Raw genomic sequence first — 16,341 nt, 5'->3', positions numbered from 1 at the left:
CCCGGGACATGATCCAACAGCCCAAGCCGACCGTGAACCCGGCGCCCCTTCAGGCCCCGCCGGTCGCGGAGAAGGTCAATTGGTTCCAGGAGCTGCGCGGCCTCGTGCTCATGCTGCTGGGCGTGCTGGCATTCCATTCCTTCATCGCCAAGCCGTTCTACATCCCTTCGATCTCGATGATGCCCGGGCTCTTGGTGGGCGACCGGCTGGTCGTTTCCAAATATCCCTATGGCTGGAACTGGTCCTCGATCAGCTTCCACCTGCTGCCGCGCAGCACCTGGCGCCTGCTGGGCCGGACGCCGGAATACGGGGACATCGTCATCGTCGTGCCTGGCAACCGCAAGGCCGACCTGATCAAGCGCGTGGTCGCCCTGCCCGGAGACCGCATCGCCGTGATCGACGGCCGCATCCGCCTCAACGGCCGCTTCGTGCCGCGTGAAATGGTGCCGCCCGTCCGCATCGCCGCCGACGATTCGCTGACCTGCGAGGGCGATGCCGAGCCCGGCCATTGCTATGAGGGCTTCGAACAGTTCCGCACCCGCCTGCCGAGCGGCCGGAGCGTCTACGAAATGCCGACCTACCGTGAAACATTGCCCAACGGCGCCAGTTATCAGGTGATCGACTATCTGAACCAGGAACTGGACAATTACGGGGAGGTCAGGGTGCCTGAAGGTCACGTCTTCCTGATGGGCGACGATCGCGACCGTTCGGCCGACAGCCGGGCGCCGTTCGAAACCGACATGTTCGGCCAGCCCGGCGGCGGCCTCGGCGGTCCCGTGCCGCTGTCCGACGTGGGCGGACGGGCCGAATTCATCACGTTCTCTCTCGACGGCACACAGAGCTGGAACCCGCTGACCTGGTGGAGCGCGCTGCGCCCCGGCCGCGCCTTCACCAGCCTGCGTCCGCCCGTGGATCCCTCCAAGACCTGGCCGTCCGGCGCCGACCAGCCGCGCATGGCCTCCGGAGCCGCGAACTGATGGCGACGGGGCCGGAACGGGAGGCAGGAGCCGATCTTGCCGAGCGTGCCGGTCCGACCGACATTTCCGATCCGCTGATCCGTACCGAAGCCCGCAAGGCCTTCGTGTGGATCGGGATGGCGGCGCTTCTGGCGCTCACCGTATTCCTGGCGCAATCGCTGCTCGTCATCTTCGGCGGCATCGTCTTCGGCGCCCTCATCGACGGCGGCGCCCGCCTGATCGGCAAAGTGCTGAAGATCCCGCGCGGACTGCGCGTGGGCATGGTTCTGCTCCTGGCCCTGCTGTTCCTGCTCTGGGTCGGGCGCTTTGCCGGCAGTCAGATCGCCATGCAGGCGGCCGAATTGCCGGCAACGATCGAAAGCCAGTTCCGCCACGGCCTCACCTGGCTTCACGCCCATGGCATCCAGCCGCGCATCACCGAACTGCGCGGCATGGCACAAGAGGCGCTTGGCGGGATCGGGCAAGTGACGCGCGTGGTCGGCGGGCTGATCGGGGTGGTCACGACCCTGTTCCTGATCCTGGTTCTGGGCATCTACTTTGCCCTGGAGCCCCGGCTCTACCAGCGCGGCGTCGGCTGGATGCTGCCCATAGACAGGCGCGATCATTTCGAAACGACGGTGGAGATGATGGGCCAGGCCCTGCGCCGCCTGATGTTCGGCCGTCTGATCGGCATGACCGTGGAAGGCCTGTTCACCTGGGCGATGCTGCAATTCTACGGCGTGCCGATGGCGGTCCTGCTTGGGCTCATCACCGGCATGCTCGCCTTCCTGCCCAATATCGGTGCGCCGATTTCCGGCATGATCATGATATTGGTCGGCTTTTCGGGCGGGTACGAGATGGGGCTCTACACCATCGTCGTCTACTTGCTGATCCACCTGATCGACGGTTACCTGATCGTGCCGATGATCGCCCGCAAGACCGTGGACCTGCCGCCCGCGCTGGTCTTGGCGACCCAGCTCATCATGGGCGTCCTGTTCGGCCTGCTCGGGCTGGCACTGGCCGATCCGCTGGTGGCGATGATCAAGATCTGGCTCGAACGGGAGGCCGATCGCAACGGCGGGGGCAAGACTGCCGCCGGCCTGGAGGCTTCGGCTTGACCCGCCGCCACACTCGGGCGAGATCCTGAACCATGGCCCGCAAGTTCCTCTACGTCATCGCCATTCTCGTCATCCTCGCCATCGGCCTGCTGGCGGCCATGCGGCTCTGGTCGGAAGACCTGACCGAAATCGCCTTCGTGCCCACGGTGGATTACGCCCCCAAGGACGCCCTCGGGCCGGACGCCTGGCGCGATCCGAAGATGTGGATCGCCCGGCCAGACATGAAGGACGATCCCGCGCGCTGGCTGCCGCCGGGCGTGGAGAAGCCGGCCAGCCCTCTGCCGGTCGCGGTGTTCTTCGTGCACCCCACCAGCCTTGTCGTGCGCAGCGCCTGGAACGGCGATCTCGCGGATGACTTCTCGCAGGGCCGCGCAGAACTTTTCGTCAAAGGCATGGCGAGCCCCTTCAATCGCGCCGAGATCTGGGCGCCGCGCTACCGCCAGGCGGCCATCGGCGCCTTCCTTACCGCCGCGCCCCAGGCCAACCGCGCCATCGACCTGGCCTATTCCGACGTGCTCGCCGCCTTCGACCAGTTCGTGAAGAGCGTACCTGCGGGCCGCCCGATCGTCGTGGCCGGACATAGCCAGGGTGCCTTCCTGCTGCGCCGCGTGCTGCGGGACCGGGCAGCCGGGAAGCCGCTCGGCAAGCGCATCGTCGCCGCCTACGTGATCGGCTGGCCGGTCTCGCTGGCGCATGACCTGCCCCGGATGGGCCTGCCCGCGTGCCTGCGCTCCGACCAGACCGGCTGCGTGATAAGCTGGCTTTCGGTGGCCGATCCTGCCGAGACGCAGATGCTGACAAACGCCTACGCCCGCCGCACCGGCCTCGACGGGCAGAGCGTGGCCGCCAGCCCGTTCCTCTGCACCAATCCGCTGACCGGCACCGAAGGCGGAAGCGCGGATGCTGCCGCCAATCTCGGCACGCTGGTGCCCGATTTCCACACCGGGACCGGCACTCTGGCCAAGGCGACCGTCCCGGCCAGCTGCGGATCCGACCATTTTCTCCACATCGGACCGCCGCCGGCGCTGGATCTGGGGCCTTACGTGCTTCCCGGAAACAACTACCACCTCTATGACGTGACGCTGTTCTGGGCGAACCTTCGCGCGGATTTCGAAGGACGCGTCGCGGCATGGCAGAAGGCACATTGATCACCACCAACGCGCTGGACTACCGCGCCGTACTGGCGGAAAACCGGGGCGCGCTGATGGGCCTCGACCTGGGCACCCAGACCATCGGCACGGCCTTCTGCGATGCCGGCTGGCGCATCGCCTCCCCCGGCAAGACGCTGAAGCGCAGCAAGTTCGGCGCGGACAAGGCTCTGATGGAGGAACTGATCCGCGAACGCGGCATCAAGGGAATCGTCATCGGCCTGCCGCTCAACATGGACGGCTCCGAAGGCCCCCGCGCGCAATCGAGCCGCGCCTATGCCCGCAACCTCTCGGTGGTGGGCCTGCCGATCCTGCTCTGGGACGAGCGCTGGTCCACCACCAGCGCCGAGCGCGGCCTGATCGACCAGGACATGAGCCGCGCCAAGCGCGCCACGCGGATCGATTCCGCGGCCGCCGCGGTGATCCTGCAAGGCGCCGTCGACGCCCTGGTCGGCGGGATGTTCTGACAAGGCCGTCATTCCGGAACGTCGGCGCCTGAAGACAGCCGGCGCCAGGGCGGCGCCTGTCGACGGTCCGCGACAGGCGCCGCCCTAGCCGTCGTCTCCCCGCCGCCGCAGCGCCTCGGCGGCAACCAGACGGCTTCCGCAGCCTTCCGCCTCTCGCCAGACGGCGTCGCGCGCCTCGGCGCCCGCGGCTGCGCCAGCCAGCGCTTCCCAAGCGGCCAAGCGCATGCGGTCGCTGGGATGGGACTGGCCGAACCGGCTCGCAAGATCCTGCGCCTCCCCGCCGCCGAGCGCGACGGCGATCCGCAAAAAGCTCTCGCTCGGCCCATGGCCGTGGAGCCGCGTGACGGTGCCGCCCGCCGCATCGAAATCGTAGCTGTCCATCCAGCCTTGCACGGCCTGCGTATGCACGAGGTTCAGCGCCACCGACAGCGAGGCCGGGGGATGCTGGACATGAACGTCGCGGTGCGCGCGGTAATGCACCATGCTGCCCGGTGCCAGCACGAACCGGCCGGCCGGGCGCAGCGCCACCGGCTCCCCTTCGTATCCCACCACCGCCCCGTAGTCGTATTCGAACTCGTCCGCCGCGTAGCCCGGCCCGAAATAGCCCAGCGCCAGCATGTCGAAGTTGTGGTCGTGCGCCTGACCGTAGCCTAGCGCCTCGGGGCCGCTGGCGCGGTAGAGCGCGTCCTGCTCGGCCGGCCAGATGCGCGCGTTGAGGAAGAAATTGCCCTGGCCCGGCGTCACCAGCATGATCGAATGCGCGCCGATCCCTTCCAGCGCGTCCGCCCCGTCCGGCACAGGCGCCAGACCGGAGATCAGGTCGATCAGCATGTCGCCCAGGAACGTCCGGTCGTTGCCGAGCCGCTGCAACCAGTTCGCCGCGTGGGACAGGCTCACGTCGTCGCGCGGATCGAAGCCCCAGCTCGACAGTGCATCGACGAACTCCGCGAGCGAGGCGCTCGTCGGGTCGCGCATGGTCATCATCCGCGCCATTGCGCCACTTTCTCCAGCTCCGGCCATTGGGCGACCAAAGTGCGATGCAAGTCGCGCGCGGGCCCGGACAAGGCCGGATCATCGCTCGACGCAACCGTTCTGAGGAGCACCAGCCCGGCGCGGGTATCGAGCGCCAGGATCGCCCGCAGCGCCTGCCAGCGCAGGGCGGCGGGGCCTTGGCCATGAACCAGGCGCGAGAGCGCCGGAACCGCGTCCTGCCGCCCGAGCGCCGCCAGAGCGGCCATGGCCATGTCCATTCGGCTGTATTCCGCCGTCAGCGCTGCTTGCGACCGCAAGTCGCCGTCTCCCAGCGCCACCTCGCGCACGGGATCGTGGAGCGACGTGAGCCGTTGCAGCCGCAAGACGACGAGGCTGCCTGAAACCTCCCGCAATTGCAGGGCCTGCCGCGCGCCATGCCGGTGGAACGTCATGCCGGGCACCAGATCGAGAGCTTCGGTGCGCAAGGCGGCGCTTTCCGGTTCGCGCGTGGTGAGGTCGCCCCGCCCGCTTCCCGCCAGCACGCGAAACCACGTCTCGACAGGCGCGAATTCCGCTGTTCTGGGCGCGGGCTGCCGCGCGAGCGCCGCACCGTCGAACACCGCGAGCCCCAGCGTGGCAGTTCCCGAATGGGCCAGGAGCAGCGTATCGGCCGCCTGCCTGTGCGCATGGCGAAACGGCATCTGGCCAAGCGGATGGGCCGCCAGCGCCGCCAATCCCCGGCGCATCAGCCCACTCACCAGCTCGCGTGCAGGATCGGAGGGCGTATCGGGGGCCGGATCGGGGGCCGGATCGGGACCAGCATCGCCGACTTTCGCGAAGAGCGCCGCCAGCGCAGCGCAGGAATCGAGCGGTTCCTTCCGCCCGAACCTGTCGAGGGCGGCGAGTACCGACGCGGCCTCCGGCGCAGTCCGCCACGCCGCGATCGTCCGGGCGAGCGTCCGTTGGCCCTGTTCCCAAGCGGCGGCGTCGCGCGAAAGCGCCTTCAGGTCGTCATGCACCTGCATCCCGGTTCACGTTCCCGGATGCAGTTCGTAAAGGCAGGGGAGCAGCAGGGCGCGGTTGTCGTCCAGGCTTTGCAGGCGGGGTCGGTCCGTCAGCGCGCCGTGCAGCGCGGTGGGACGATCGCAGTCGGAAAAACTGGCGAGATCGGGAAGGCTGGCAAAGTCGATCTGCGGCAATTTGATAGTCGTCACATCGGATATTTGCAAAACCGGTTCCTTCGGCCATTCCTGCGCCGCAGTAGTCTCAAGTCACACTGGGCAAAGTCTGCCGCACACCGCGCCTTTGAATGAGTTAATTCCTTGAAATTGTAAACTTGTTTTTAACCGCGCAAATTGTTCGACACTATTGTCGAACAAGAGCTGTCGCCGCGATCAACCCCGGTTCGCGGCGGGGAAGCGGAGGGTTACGACCAGTCCGCGATGCATTTCGAAAGATTGCTCGTCAGCCCCGGCCAGCTGCCGGGCGGCATCGGCGCGCGCGCGGTCTAGAATGGCCGGGGGCACTTCCGCCTCGTGCACGATCAGATCGGCCGAACCGAGCAGGCGTGCTTCCCGCAAGGTCAGGTCTTCGGGATCGGCGCTGCGCAGGGTGATTTCCACCGGAGCGCGCGGCGCCTGCGGGGCATGGGCCAGCCACTCGGCCACCCGCTCCGCGCCCGCGTCCTCCAGAGGGTCCAGCGCGCCGCCCTGCCCCAGCGCCGCATCCAGCGCCCGCCGCCGCTCGCCTGCCTCTGGAAAACGTGCGCGCAGCGCCGGACGCGCCGCCAGCAAGGCGCTGGCCAGAACGCCCAGCGACTGCGGCAGCAGCGCCTCAAGCCGCAGGCGCAGCTGCTTGGCCAGCCCCGCGGAAGCCCCGCCCGTGCCGATCGCCAGCAGCACCGGCGTGCGGTCGAGAATCGAGGGGACGGTGAAATCGCAGAGCGCGGGGCGATCCGGGGCGTTGACCAGCATCCCGGCCGCGCGCGCGCGCGCGACAGCGGCCCGGGCGGCCGCCTCGTCCTCCTGGGCGATGAAGGCGATGCGGGCGCCCGCCGCCATGCCCTCGGCCAGGTCCTGAACCACCCGGCCGCCCGCGCGCTCCACCAGGCGCCGCTTGGCATCGGCCGCCTCGCCATCCCCGGTGACCACGACCGGACGCCCCGAAAGGCGATGAAATAGGGGCAGGCTTTCGATCATGGAAACAGGGCCTCGAAACGAAAAGGAACGGCAAACCGTGCCGTTCCTATCCGTTCGATCCGCGCTTGTCGAAGCCGGCGCTCAGGCGAGCCAGTCGGGCACGGTTTCGGCCGCCAGGATCGTCTCCGGCTCGATGCGGGCGGCCACCACCGCCCACTTTTCGCCGTCCACCATGACTTCCGGCACCAGCGCGCGGCTGTTGTAGGTGTTCGCCATCGTCGCGCCATAAGCACCGGCCGTGCGGAAGATCGCCAGATCGCCCGCGGCGACTTCGTCGATTTCGCGGCCCATGGCGAAGGTGTCCGAGCTTTCGCAGATCGGACCGACGATGTTCGCGGTCATCGTGGCGCCGTTGGGCTTCACGGCCGCAAAGTCGTGCCAGGCGTCGTACATGGCCGGGCGGGCAAGGTCGTTCATGGCCGCATCGACGACGACGAAGGGGTTCACCACGCCCTCCTTCACGCGCACCACTTCGGTGACGAGCACGCCGGAATTGCCGGTAATCACGCGGCCCGGTTCGAACATCAGGGTAACGCCCCAGTCCTTCGCCACCGAGGCGACCATCGCGCCGTAGTCCTGCGGGGTCGGCAGCGAATCGCTGGCCTTGTAAGGCACGCCAAGGCCGCCGCCGAGATCCATGTGAGTCACCGAATGACCTTCGGCGCGAATCGCCTCCATCAGCTCGCCCATCTTGAGGAAAGCGAGGCGCGAGGGTTCGAGGTCGGAAATCTGGCTGCCGATGTGGACGGCAAGGCCCTTCATCTCCAGCCCGGGCAGAGCCGAGAGACGGGCGTAGATCCCGCCCGCGCGGTCGTAAGCGACGCCGAACTTGTTGTCCGCCTTGCCGGTGGAGATCTTCGCATGGGTGCGAGCGTCCACGTCGGGATTGACGCGAAGCGCGCAAGCGGCGCGCAAGCCGAGTTCAGCGGCGATTTCCGCCAGTTCGACGCCCTCTTCCTCGCTTTCGAGGTTGAACTGGCCGATCCCTGCCTTGACGGCCGCGGTCAGTTCGCGGCGGGTCTTGCCGACGCCCGAGAAGACGATGTCACCGGCCGGGATACCGGCGGCCAGCGCGCGGTTCATCTCGCCTTCCGAGACGACATCGGCGCCGTAGCCCTCGCTCGCCAGCAAGCGCAGCACGGCAAGGTTGGGGTTGGACTTCACGGCAAAGGCGATGTGGACGCTGGGCAATTCGGCCAGCGCCTCGCGGAACACGCGGGCGTGGCGGCTCAGGGTCGCACGGGAATAGACGTAGACGGGCGTGCCGACTTCGCGGGCGATGACGGCCAGCGGCACGTCTTCGGCGAAAAGCTCGCCGTTGGTCAGGGCAAAATGGTCCATGGGTGTCTCGGTATCTGGAAGGCCTGATCGGCCTGGAAGTGTATCCGGCCTAAAGCGATTTGGCCTGAAACTACTCAGGCGGCGGGAGATCGAAGGGATCGTCGTCCCGTGGCTCCGAGCGGGTGCGCAGCTCGACGCTGCGTTCGGGGATCGCCAGCGTCGGCGTCTGGAGCAGCTCGGCGCTGCCCGGTTTCTGCTCGCGGCCGTATGGTGCGGGCGGAAGCTGCTGCCCCGGTTTCAATGCCAGCGCCGCCCTCTGGCCGCAGGCCGAGAGCGCGAGAAGCAGGATCAGGGCGGCAGTCTTGCGCATCAGGCTTACTCCAAACCGAGCGCGAGCCGGGCTTCGGCCACGCGCAGGCGTACTTGCTCAGGCGCGGTGCCGCCGTGCGACCGACGCGCGGCGACCGATGCCTCGACCGAGAGCGCCTTGAATACGCGTTCGTCGATGCGGCTGTCGATGGCCTTGAGGTCTTCCAGCGGCAATTGATCGAGCGCGACGCCGCGCTGCTCGGCCAGCTTCACCGCAGAACCGGTGATGTGGTGCGCCTCGCGGAAGGGAATGTTGCCTTCGCGCACCAGCCAGTCGGCCAGATCGGTGGCGGTGGCGAAGCCCAGTTCGGCCGCGCCGCGCATGCGATCGGTGCGGAAGCGGGTTTCGGCGACCATGCCGGTCATCGCCGCGATCGACAGCGCCAGCAGGCTGGCGGCCTCGAACACCGGCGGCTTGTCGTCCTGCATGTCCTTCGAATAGGCCAGCGGCAGGCCCTTCATCGTGATCATCAGGCTGGTGAGGCAGCCGACGATCCGGCCCGAATGGCCGCGCACCAGCTCGGCTGCGTCGGGGTTCTTCTTCTGCGGCATGATCGAGCTGCCGGTGGACAGCGAATCGGGCAGCGCCACGAAGCCGAAGGGCTGGCTGGCCCAGATGATGAATTCTTCCGCGAGGCGCGAAAGGTGCAGCGAGCACTGCGCGGCGGCCATCAGGTAATCGAGCGCGAAGTCGCGGTCCGACACCGAATCGAGGCTGTTGTCGGTCGGCGCATCGAAACCGAGCGCCTGCGCCGTCATCTTGCGGTCGATCGGGAAGCCGGTGCCGGCCAGCGCCGCCGCGCCCAGCGGGCTGCGGTTCATGCGCTTGCGGGCGTCCGCGAACCGCGAACGGTCGCGGCCGATCATCTCGTAATAGGCCATCAGGTGATGGCCCAGCGTCACCGGCTGCGCGGTCTGGAGATGGGTGAAGCCGGGCATGATCGAATCGGCATGCTCGCCGGCGCGGGAAACGAGCGCCTTCTGCAGCGCTTCAAGGCCGGCGTCGGCCTGATCGACGGCATCGCGCACCCAGAGACGAAAATCGGTCGCGACCTGATCGTTGCGCGAACGCGCGGTGTGCAGACGGCCGGCGACGGGGCCGATCAGTTCGGCAAGGCGGCCCTCGGTGGTCATGTGAATGTCCTCAAGATCCCAGTTTTCCGGGACTCCCGAGACTTCGTACTCGGCCGCGACCTGTTCCAGGCCGTCGCGAATAGTGATCGCGTCCTCGCCCGAAACGACCCCGCAGGCACCCAGCATAGCGACGTGCGCCTTGCTGGCCGCGATATCCTGTCTCCACAGCGCCTTGTCGAAGGGGATCGAGGCATTTATCTCGCGCATGATCGCAGACGGTCCACCTTCGAACCGTCCACCCCACATCTGGTTGGAGCTTCCACCCTTGCTGTCTTCGAAATCGCTCAAGTCGCTCGTCCTGTGTTCCATCGCGGGGGCCGGCGCCCTCCTGGCCGCGGGCTGCGATAGGCAAAGCAAGAAGGACGCGCAACAAGAGGCTTCGCAAAGCCCCGCACCGACGGCCCAGCCCGCCGCGACCGGCAAGGTCGACCGTTCGCACAAGGGCGATCCGCTGCCCGACGTGACGCTGGTCGACAACACCGGCGAGAGCCTCGATCTCATGTCGCTCAAGGGCAAGCCGCTGCTGATCAATCTCTGGGCCACCTGGTGCGCGCCCTGCATCGCCGAGATGCCCACCCTGGAGGCCCTGGCCAAGGATCCCAACGGACGCGTGCAGATCTTGCCGATCTCCGAGGACACCGGCGATACCTACAAGGTCGTGGAGATCCTTCGCCGCCGCAAGCTCGACAACATCCAGCCCTGGGTCGACGAGAACGGCGATTTGGGCTTCCAGTACGGCGGCAACCTGCCGGTCACCGTCCTGTTCGACAGCCAGGGCCGCGAAGTTTGGCGCTATACCGGCGGCAACGACTGGTCCTCGCCGGAAGCGGCCAAGCTGCTGGCGGAAGCGAAGTAATCCTTAGGGGGCAGGGGCCTGGCGCCTCTCCCCCGAAGGCATTCGCCATACATCCCGGGCTGCCCGTTCAGCCGGGAACCGTGCTTCGATGGAGCCGCGATCCCGGCACGGGGTAGCCCTGCGGCGTCGTTTCGGTCAGCCAGATCAACCGCCCCTGCGCCGCTTCGGGGGCGATGGCGAAGCGGTCCTCGACCTGGCCGATCAGCGGCAGGCCCCTCCCGCGAAGATATTGCGCCGCGCGGCCGGCATCGCGAACCTTGAAGACGAGGTGGAAGATGCCCTTCACCTCGCGCGCGTGGACGGCAACGGCATCGCCCTCTTCTCTACCTTCCAACGCTTCCAGCACGGTGTCGGCCATCGCGAAGGCGGCGCAGTCGGCTTCCGGCAAGGCGCGGGTGCCGAGTTCGGACCAGTCAAGTTTCCCGTGGAACAATTCGCGCGCCTCTGCCAACGACGGGGCGGAAATGCCGATGGCCTGAAGGCCCTCGATGCCCAGCGGATCCTCGCAGTCCGGGCGCCAAGCCGAATCGCGGCGCGGATCGCCCGGCATGTCCTGCTTGACGATTTCCAGCCGCAGACCCATCGCCTGCCCGCGCGGAACGAGGAAGTAGAAGGCTTCCATGCCGGGATCGTAGTGGCGCTTGAACCCGCGCTGGCCGAACCAGGCGTCGGCCACGGCCAGATCGCCGACCTTGAGGGCAATGCCGATCCAGCGATTCGGTGCCGCCGAGCGGCGCAGCATGTCGCCCAGCGGATTGCCCTCCTGCGCACCGCAACCGGCGGGAGCGATCGGGATCACCATGGTGTCGCCGATCATGAGCAGACTTTCCTCGCGGTCGAGCCCCAGCTTCTCGGTTTCCGGCGTAATCAGGATCTCGTGCGCGGTTCGCGCGCCGAACACTTCGCGAAAGAAGGCATCGCACGCCGGGCGCCCCGCATTGTCGGCCAGCGCCCAGCTGACATGCACCAGGGGCATCGGATCCAAGGCAGAGACCTCAGTAGGTTTCGGGCGCGCCCGAGCCCATGAACCGGGCGAGGTTCATGTGCAACGACGCTACCGAGCGCTCCATGTAGGGATTGGGCTGGGCGCCCCGGAAGCCGACGTTCTTCATGCCCTGCTGGACGGCAGCCATATTGGCGAAGTCCTGCTGGAGCACCGGCGGCCAGTCTGCGGGGGCGGTATATTCCCACTCCGTCTCCGGCGCCTCACCCTCGGGCCAGAGTTCGTAGACGGCGGCTTCGAAAATGCACTTGTCCGGATCGGTGCCGTAAGGCCGCGCCTGGTAGCAGAGCATGTTGTTGACCGCGTGGCCGATTTGGAAGTTCGGGAAGATCTGCCAGGCCGTGCCCGCCTGCGCGGTGTGCTGCGGATCGACTTGCGCCCAGACCACGCCGCGTTCCGCATCTTCCTTGCGCGCGGTGCCGATCCAGTAGGCGGAGACTTCCGCCGCCGGGGTTCCTTCGGGGAGTTCGTCCTTCAGGCGGTTGGCGACGCCGACCAGCGTCATCGTCGTATTCGTATTGGCGTTCGCCCAGGTGAAGTTCTGCATGTCCGCCGTGGTCAGGCGCGGGTCTTCACCGGCGCCGAGGCGCAGCTTGCCCGAGTCTTCCTCCTGCCCCTTCGGCGCGTCATAGCCGATGTTGGAATGGAGGCCCTGGTTGCGCGCCCAGCCGCGAAACTGGCCGAATTCCATGAATTCCGGGTGCGTGGTGGAGACGTGGTAGGTCTCGCAAAAGGCCTCCATCGCGACCTTCCAGTTGCATTCGAACACCACCCACTTGCGCCAGCGCGGGCGCATGTTCTGGAGGCCGTAGGGATCGAGCATGCCCGCCGCCGGGTGCAGATAGTCCGCCAGCGGCATTGCTTCGGGGTCCAGATTGACCCAAATCCAGCCGCCCCAGGTATCGACCTTGACGACCCCTAAGTCGGCCTTGCCGGCACAGAGATGGCCCTGCCAGTCCTCCGGATGCTCCAGATAGGTGTTCGCGCCGTCCAGCCCGAAGGTCCAGCCGTGATAGCCGCAGATGAAGCTGCGACGCGTGCCGCGCGCATTGCGTTTTCCGGCTGGCGTATCCACCAGCTTGCGGCCGCGATGGGGGCAGACGTTGTGAAAAGCGTGAATATCGGTTTCGGAGGCGCGGACCACGATCACCGAATCGTCGATGATGTCGAACGTGATGAAATCGCCCACTTCCGGAATGTCTTCCAGCCGCCCGGCCTGCAGCCAGACCTTGCGCCAGAGCTTGTCGCGTTCCGCCTTGGCGTATTCCGGGGAGATGTAAGCTTCTGCCGGGACGCGGACCGGGACGGTCAGATCCTCGGGAGCCTGTACGATCTTACCCTGCTCACCCATTGCTCTCTTCCCAATTTCGTATCGCGCCGATTTGCGGCCGTTATCCCATTATTCGCACGCGAGGCCAATCGCCGAGGCGCTACATCGGTTACGCCGGCGCAAATTTGAGGCGGCCGCGCGGCAGTGAGCCGATCGCGAGGCTGCTGGCTGCCATCGTGGCAATCGCCAGATAGAGGAACATTTCGTAGCTGCCCGTGCGGTCGTGAATCAGCGCCGCCACCAGCGGGCCGACTGCCGTGCCGATCGACAACGCGGCCAGCACGCCGCCGTAAAGTCCGCCGAAGTTTCCGAGGCCGAAGTGCCGGGTGATCAGGTAGACCACCACGTCGATTTCCGCCCCCAGAGTCAGTCCGATCAGCCCCGAGGCGAGCGCCAGCGCGGCGAGCGACGTGCCCGATCCCAGCAACAGCAGGCAGCCCATCACCGGCAGCATGAACACCGCCGCGCCGACCAGCGAAGCCGGGAAACGGTCCAGCAGCACGCCCGTCCCCAGCCGCCCGGCGAGCGAGAACCAGCCGACGAACGAGGCGATCGCCGCCGCCGTCATCGGATCCGCGCCGCGATCGCCGAGGATCGAGACGAAGTGGACGACGATGGCGATGATCGTAAACGTAAACAGCAGGCTCGCCACGAAAAGCCGGTGGTAGACGCTGGAGCGCAGCCCCTCCCCCAGCGAAACACCGGGTAGGTCGCGCTTGGCCGGGGTGGGTTCCTTGCGCCGCCCCCGGTCATGCGCGCCGCGAAAGAACAGAAAGATCACCGGCGCCGCGATCATGAACCACAGTCCGCCGTGCACTGTGAAAGCCAGCCGCCAGCCGAAGGTCTTGATCGCCCAGGTGCCGATGATCGGAAACAGCCCCGCCGCGATCGAGGCGCCGCAGAGCGTTACCGCCAGCGCCATTCCGCGCGAAAGCTCGAACCGGGACGCCACCGCGCTGGTCCAGACCGAGGCCTGCACCGGCAGCGAGACCATCGCGATCAGCCCCCAGAGCAAGTACCATTGCGACAGGCTGGCCCCGGTCGTGCCGAGCAGCGCGAAGGCCAAGGTCAGCAATACGATGCCGATCACCCCGAACCGGCGCGGGCCGAAGCGGTCGACCGCAAGGCCGATGAACACGCCGCCGATGGCCTGTACGAGAGTCGCGATGGTGAGCCCAAAGGTCACTTCGGTGCGGCTCCAGCCCATCGCTTCGGCCACCGGGCCGATATAGGGGCCAATGCCGTAGATATGGATCACGCTGGTGGCGTAGCCGAGCCCCGCCGCCACCGGCACCAGCCCGAACTGCCGCCATTCTTCCCGAGCGGTTGGCCGGGCCGTCAGTTCAGTCACCGTAGCGCAACTCTACTCGCGTCGCCTCGCCATTCGGACCCATCGGCGAATCGTATTCGATGCAGGTGCAGACCGGGTTGGCGTGGCTGGCGAACAGCTTTTCCTCGTCCGCCTTGGTCATCGGCAAGCGCGCGGGATCGCTGATGATCGCCTGCGAGCGTTCGAAGTCGGCGCGGCTGTTCCACCAGATTTCCATCACGCAGTCGAAGCCCGGATCGTGTATTTCGCCGGTGATCGGGTTCTTCTCCGGCACCAGATAGCGCCGCACATACCGCACCGCACCGGGGATCGCCGGCTGCGCGCCCATCTTCTTCGACAGCTGCGAGTGCTGGTTCTCGTAGTAGTCCATGAACTCGTCCATGGTCATATCCGGGCGTTTCCGGAAAAAACATATCTGCTTGAGCATGTTACGCCTTCCTGAGTGCGAGAACGGTGCCTTCGAGGTCACCGCAGATCCAGACCGTGCCGTCCGGCCCCACATCGAGCCCGGTCATGTTGCCCATCGGCCCGCACATGTCGCCCACGCCGCCCAGCGGCTTGGGATCGGTGCCCTCGGGCGCGCCGACCGGCAGGCCGGCCGCGATCACTTCGCGCGTGCCGCCGGACAAGTCGCACTGGATCGCTTCGCGGCGCTTCACGTCGAGCACGGTCACGGTGCCATTGCGGATCGCGAGGCCTTCGGGGCGCACGAGATCGTCCAGCACCGTCTCGGTGCGGCCGCCGACCAGCTTCACCACACTGCCCGCGCCGCTTTCGGCCACGTAGACGGTGCCGTCCCCGGCCACCGCCACGCCCTTGGGCCGATCCAGCCCGGAGGCCAGTTCCTCTACTTTGCCATTGTGCACCGAGTGAACCTTGCCGGTGCCGTATTCCGCAAAGACCACCGCGCCGGAGGGAGCCAGCGCCACGCCCATCAACTGGTCGTAGCCGCTCGCCAAGACCTCGCTGGAAGGACCGGCAGGATGGAACTTGGCGACTTCGCCGTTGGCCGTCGTGACGATCATCGTCCCCGCACCCGCCGCCGCGACGCCGCGCGAGTAACCAGGGAAGCTGGGGCTGAACAGCATGCCTTCCAGCTTCACCGCTTCCCCCGCGCGGAGCGAGAACACGAAGCCGCCATCGGCGATCCACAGCACCCCGTCCTCGCCCATGGCGACGTCCAGCGGCCATTGCAGGCCCTTCTCGATCAGCGGCTTCACCACACCGCCCGCCGCCTTGGGGGTGGTGATCTCGTGAATCGAACCCAGGATGTGCGAGATGAACAGGCGGTCGCCCACGAAGGTGCAGTTGTCGAGGCCCGCGCCGATATCGGCCAGCACCGTCTTCGCGCCGGTGCGCGGATCGATGCGCAGCACCTGCCCGCTGGCGACCTGGGTGGAGACGATCATCCCCTCGCTATCGAACTTCACCGAGTCCGGCACGCCAAGGTCGCCGCAGACCACTTCAGGTTCGCCACTGCCGTCAAGGTCAATGCGCCAGATCGCATTGGCGCCCATCACCGGGATGTAGAGCTTGCCGTCCGGGCCCACTTCGAAGGCATTCGGCATCGGCACATCATCGGCAATCACGCGCGGGGCGCCGCCATGGCGGTCCAGTTCGAGTATCTGCGATCCCATCCGGCAACCCGCCGCGATCAGACGACCTTGCGAATAGGTGATCGGATTGGCCACCGGCACATCGCCGCAGACCACTTCGCTGCTGCCGTCCGGGCGCAGCATGGTCACGCGGCCCTCGGTAATCTCGGTGGCGTAGAGGTTGCCTGCCTCGTCGAAGGCCAGATCGTCCGGCGCCGTGATCGCGCCGCCCATCGGGCTGATGATTTCCACCGCGCCGGTATCGGGATCGACCGCGCTGATCTGGCTGCCGCCCACTTGCGCCACATAGATGCGCCCGTCTGGACCGGTGCGCAGGCCGTTGGCGCTGTAGAGGCGCGTGGGCGGGGTCAGCCGGTGCAGCATCCAGCCTTCCGAAGCGCGGGCGGAAACGACGCCGTGATTACGTCCTGCGGGTTCGAGCATCGGTGAAATTGTCCTCTCGTCCGGCGCTCTTGCCGCCGTTCTTTTCCTGCCGAGCCTATCCAGCGTGTCGGGGGCAGGCAACGAGAGGACCGGGACGAAGGCCTTGCCGCGACGCACTATCGCCCCGGCGACGTTCGAAG

Annotated in this window: 17 protein-coding genes; 5 read left to right on the top strand and 12 right to left on the bottom strand. The window is 67.2% G+C overall.

The features are described from left to right. Window positions 1-8 precede the first annotated feature (8 nt). The 4 genes from lepB to ruvX are packed head-to-tail and all read left to right on the top strand — an operon-like array spanning window position 9 to window position 3,689. Window positions 9-977: a signal peptidase I gene (gene lepB / locus ACZ1J6_RS19675; RefSeq protein ID WP_132268048.1), complete on the top strand. Its 969-nt coding sequence runs from the start codon at window positions 9-11 to the stop codon at window positions 975-977. Further along, window positions 977-2,074, top strand: coding sequence for an AI-2E family transporter (locus ACZ1J6_RS19670; protein WP_132268046.1), 1,098 nt, complete (start codon window positions 977-979; stop codon window positions 2,072-2,074). Before lepB ends, ACZ1J6_RS19670 begins: the two co-directional genes overlap by 1 nt. 32 nt (window positions 2,075-2,106) lie before the next feature. Beyond that, window positions 2,107-3,222 (top strand): DUF3089 domain-containing protein, encoded by a 1,116-nt coding sequence (locus ACZ1J6_RS19665; RefSeq protein WP_465127848.1) that lies wholly within the window; start codon window positions 2,107-2,109, stop codon window positions 3,220-3,222. Then, the gene (gene ruvX, locus ACZ1J6_RS19660; RefSeq protein WP_132268043.1) at window positions 3,204-3,689 is read left to right on the top strand and encodes a Holliday junction resolvase RuvX; all 486 of its coding nucleotides are present in this window, start codon (window positions 3,204-3,206) and stop codon (window positions 3,687-3,689) included. Before ACZ1J6_RS19665 ends, ruvX begins: the two co-directional genes overlap by 19 nt. An 84-nt stretch (window positions 3,690-3,773) precedes the next feature. Here the strand turns inward: ruvX and ACZ1J6_RS19655 are convergent, their stop codons facing one another. The 7 genes from ACZ1J6_RS19655 to argH all read right to left on the bottom strand — a co-directional run bounded on the left by ACZ1J6_RS19655 (window position 3,774) and on the right by argH (window position 9,889). Then, window positions 3,774-4,682 carry a transposase gene (locus tag ACZ1J6_RS19655; protein ID WP_465127847.1) on the bottom strand — a complete coding sequence of 303 codons (909 nt, stop codon included), beginning with the start codon at window positions 4,680-4,682 and terminating at the stop codon, window positions 3,774-3,776. Further along, window positions 4,670-5,686, bottom strand: a complete 1,017-nt coding sequence (locus ACZ1J6_RS19650) for a hypothetical protein (protein ID WP_465127846.1) — start codon at window positions 5,684-5,686, stop codon at window positions 4,670-4,672. The genes ACZ1J6_RS19655 and ACZ1J6_RS19650 overlap by 13 nt, the downstream gene beginning before the upstream one ends. 6 nt (window positions 5,687-5,692) lie before the next feature. Continuing rightward, window positions 5,693-5,875, bottom strand: coding sequence for a hypothetical protein (locus ACZ1J6_RS19645; RefSeq protein WP_132268037.1), 183 nt, complete (start codon window positions 5,873-5,875; stop codon window positions 5,693-5,695). A 180-nt stretch (window positions 5,876-6,055) separates the two neighbouring features. Next, window positions 6,056-6,859, bottom strand: coding sequence for a precorrin-2 dehydrogenase/sirohydrochlorin ferrochelatase family protein (locus ACZ1J6_RS19640; protein WP_465127845.1), 804 nt, complete (start codon window positions 6,857-6,859; stop codon window positions 6,056-6,058). An 81-nt stretch (window positions 6,860-6,940) separates the two neighbouring features. After that, entirely contained in the window at window positions 6,941-8,200 is a 1,260-nt protein-coding gene (gene lysA / locus ACZ1J6_RS19635; protein WP_134093809.1) for a diaminopimelate decarboxylase, read from the bottom strand. Window positions 8,201-8,270: 70 nt separating this feature from the next. Further along, a complete protein-coding gene (locus ACZ1J6_RS19630) occupies window positions 8,271-8,510 on the bottom strand; it encodes a hypothetical protein (RefSeq protein WP_132268031.1) in 240 nt (79 codons plus the stop codon). A 5-nt stretch (window positions 8,511-8,515) separates the two neighbouring features. Next, window positions 8,516-9,889 carry an argininosuccinate lyase gene (argH, locus tag ACZ1J6_RS19625; protein ID WP_465128283.1) on the bottom strand — a complete coding sequence of 458 codons (1,374 nt, stop codon included), beginning with the start codon at window positions 9,887-9,889 and terminating at the stop codon, window positions 8,516-8,518. A 19-nt stretch (window positions 9,890-9,908) separates the two neighbouring features. On the opposite strand from argH, the gene ACZ1J6_RS19620 reads away from it, so the two are divergent. Continuing rightward, window positions 9,909-10,499 carry a TlpA family protein disulfide reductase gene (locus ACZ1J6_RS19620; RefSeq protein WP_132268029.1) on the top strand — a complete coding sequence of 197 codons (591 nt, stop codon included), beginning with the start codon at window positions 9,909-9,911 and terminating at the stop codon, window positions 10,497-10,499. Between the two features lie 67 nt (window positions 10,500-10,566). Here ACZ1J6_RS19620 and ACZ1J6_RS19615 read toward each other — a convergent pair whose 3' ends face one another. The 5 genes from ACZ1J6_RS19615 to ACZ1J6_RS19595 all read right to left on the bottom strand — a co-directional run bounded on the left by ACZ1J6_RS19615 (window position 10,567) and on the right by ACZ1J6_RS19595 (window position 16,201). Beyond that, window positions 10,567-11,475 (bottom strand): VOC family protein, encoded by a 909-nt coding sequence (locus ACZ1J6_RS19615; protein ID WP_465128282.1) that lies wholly within the window; start codon window positions 11,473-11,475, stop codon window positions 10,567-10,569. A 19-nt stretch (window positions 11,476-11,494) separates the two neighbouring features. Further along, window positions 11,495-12,853: an aromatic ring-hydroxylating oxygenase subunit alpha gene (locus ACZ1J6_RS19610; protein WP_465127844.1), complete on the bottom strand. Its 1,359-nt coding sequence runs from the start codon at window positions 12,851-12,853 to the stop codon at window positions 11,495-11,497. Window positions 12,854-12,941: 88 nt separating this feature from the next. Beyond that, on the bottom strand, window positions 12,942-14,183 hold the full coding sequence (locus ACZ1J6_RS19605; RefSeq protein WP_465127843.1) for an MFS transporter: 1,242 nt from the start codon (window positions 14,181-14,183) through the stop codon (window positions 12,942-12,944). Then, window positions 14,176-14,550 carry an EthD domain-containing protein gene (locus ACZ1J6_RS19600; protein WP_465127842.1) on the bottom strand — a complete coding sequence of 125 codons (375 nt, stop codon included), beginning with the start codon at window positions 14,548-14,550 and terminating at the stop codon, window positions 14,176-14,178. The genes ACZ1J6_RS19605 and ACZ1J6_RS19600 overlap by 8 nt, the downstream gene beginning before the upstream one ends. A gap of 40 nt (window positions 14,551-14,590) precedes the next feature. After that, window positions 14,591-16,201, bottom strand: a complete 1,611-nt coding sequence (locus tag ACZ1J6_RS19595) for an SMP-30/gluconolactonase/LRE family protein (RefSeq protein ID WP_465127841.1) — start codon at window positions 16,199-16,201, stop codon at window positions 14,591-14,593. Between the last annotated feature and the right edge of the window lie 140 nt (window positions 16,202-16,341).

Source organism: Novosphingobium sp. BL-S-21 (assembly GCF_055521655.1).
This window is presented reverse-complemented; position numbering and strand designations above follow the sequence as displayed.

Bases quoted from the DNA above. Each gene is read 5' to 3' on its own strand.
- lepB (WP_132268048.1), top strand. From the start codon at position 9: ATGATCCAACAGCCCAAGCCGACCGTGAACCCGGCGCCCCTTCAGGCC.
- ACZ1J6_RS19670 (WP_132268046.1), top strand. From the start codon at position 977: ATGGCGACGGGGCCGGAACGGGAGGCAGGAGCCGATCTTGCCGAGCGT.
- ACZ1J6_RS19665 (WP_465127848.1), top strand. From the start codon at position 2,107: ATGGCCCGCAAGTTCCTCTACGTCATCGCCATTCTCGTCATCCTCGCC.
- ruvX (WP_132268043.1), top strand. From the start codon at position 3,204: ATGGCAGAAGGCACATTGATCACCACCAACGCGCTGGACTACCGCGCC.
- ACZ1J6_RS19655 (WP_465127847.1), bottom strand. From the start codon at position 4,682: ATGGCGCGGATGATGACCATGCGCGACCCGACGAGCGCCTCGCTCGCG.
- ACZ1J6_RS19650 (WP_465127846.1), bottom strand. From the start codon at position 5,686: ATGCAGGTGCATGACGACCTGAAGGCGCTTTCGCGCGACGCCGCCGCT.
- ACZ1J6_RS19640 (WP_465127845.1), bottom strand. From the start codon at position 6,859: ATGATCGAAAGCCTGCCCCTATTTCATCGCCTTTCGGGGCGTCCGGTC.
- lysA (WP_134093809.1), bottom strand. From the start codon at position 8,200: ATGGACCATTTTGCCCTGACCAACGGCGAGCTTTTCGCCGAAGACGTG.
- ACZ1J6_RS19630 (WP_132268031.1), bottom strand. From the start codon at position 8,510: ATGCGCAAGACTGCCGCCCTGATCCTGCTTCTCGCGCTCTCGGCCTGC.
- argH (WP_465128283.1), bottom strand. From the start codon at position 9,889: ATGTGGGGTGGACGGTTCGAAGGTGGACCGTCTGCGATCATGCGCGAG.
- ACZ1J6_RS19615 (WP_465128282.1), bottom strand. From the start codon at position 11,475: ATGCCCCTGGTGCATGTCAGCTGGGCGCTGGCCGACAATGCGGGGCGC.
- ACZ1J6_RS19610 (WP_465127844.1), bottom strand. From the start codon at position 12,853: ATGGGTGAGCAGGGTAAGATCGTACAGGCTCCCGAGGATCTGACCGTC.
- ACZ1J6_RS19600 (WP_465127842.1), bottom strand. From the start codon at position 14,550: ATGACCATGGACGAGTTCATGGACTACTACGAGAACCAGCACTCGCAG.
- ACZ1J6_RS19595 (WP_465127841.1), bottom strand. From the start codon at position 16,201: ATGCTCGAACCCGCAGGACGTAATCACGGCGTCGTTTCCGCCCGCGCT.